Raw genomic sequence first — 1221 nt, forward strand, 5'->3', positions numbered from 1 at the left:
GGGGGTACCCGCGGTGCTTGCTGGGCTTGGCTGTCGAGTGCCGCGGCACGCCTCACATTCAGGCGATCCCCGCTCGGTCCGGCCTGTGAGGCTGACAGCCCGCCGGCGGGGGCGGCGACGACGCGGCTGACCTGCTCGTAGCCGGTGTGCATCGGCAACGTCGGCGATGTGTTGCTGGTGGAAGCAGAGGTGGCGCTGGTGGGAGCACGCAGCCACGCATATTTGTTGGCACCAACCGCTGCCACGGCAGTTTCATTCATGGTCGACAACGAAACTTGTCGCTGCTTTGCCGTGTTTATGAGCTCCTGCTCATCAGGCTCGAACGTAACCCCGCTCCCTCCAGAAACCCAGCGAATCAGGGTCGTGAGGTCCACCTTGTGTCGCTCTGCGTATTCGTGATAACTCATGGCGGGGCCGCTCCGATTCGCAGCCGCCCACGCCAAGGCATGGTTCTTGCGTTCGCTGGCCGTGTATTGCTTATGGGCCCAATACTGCTTTGCCTTGTTTATGAGCTCCTGCTCTTCAGGCGTGAACGTAACCCCGTTCCCTCCAGAAACCCAGCGAATCAGGTTCACGTGGACCACATTGTACCGCCGCGCATAGTCGGTATAACTCATGGCGGGGCCGCTCCGATTCGCAGCCGCCCACGCCAAGGCATGGCTCTTGCGCTCGCCGGGCGTGTATTGCTTATGGGCCCAATACTGCTTTGCCTTGTTTATGAGCTCCTGCTCATCAGGCTCGAACGTAACCCCGCCCCCTCCAGAAACCCAGCGAAACAGGTTATTGATGTCCACATTGTACCGCCGCGCATAGTCGGTATAACCCATGACGGGGCCGCCCTGATTCGCATGCGCCCATCTCAAGGCATGGTTCTTGCGGTCGGAGAGCTCATAGAACTGATGGGACGCATGCCCCCTTGCCGTGTCTATGAACGCCTGCTGGTCACCCGTGAACGTAACATCACGGATCCCTCCGGATATCCATCTATACAGTGTCGAATAGGGGATAAAGCATGCCTCTGCGTACTCATTAATACTCACATCGTGGCCACTCTGATTTGCAGCGGCCCATGCCAAAACATGGGCCTTGCTCTTATCTTTGTCCATTCCTAGTTAGCCGCCTTTGCAGTCAAATTTCGAAGTCTTCCTACACAACGGATGCGCGGGGCCGCCGGTTCAACCTCGATCGGGCCTGTCATCCGAACAGGGCTATCGCGTAGTC

General features: G+C 58.8%; 1 protein-coding gene. It reads right to left on the reverse strand.

The genetic code is table 11. From position 1 onward, the window contains the following. Positions 1-1106: hypothetical protein (locus F8271_RS31420; protein WP_151493396.1), on the reverse strand; the 1106-nt coding region annotated here is incomplete at its 3' end. Positions 1107-1221: the final 115 nt, after the last annotated feature.

The organism is Micromonospora sp. ALFpr18c (genome assembly GCF_008868155.1).
Classification (GTDB): Bacteria; Actinomycetota; Actinomycetes; order Mycobacteriales; family Micromonosporaceae; genus Micromonospora.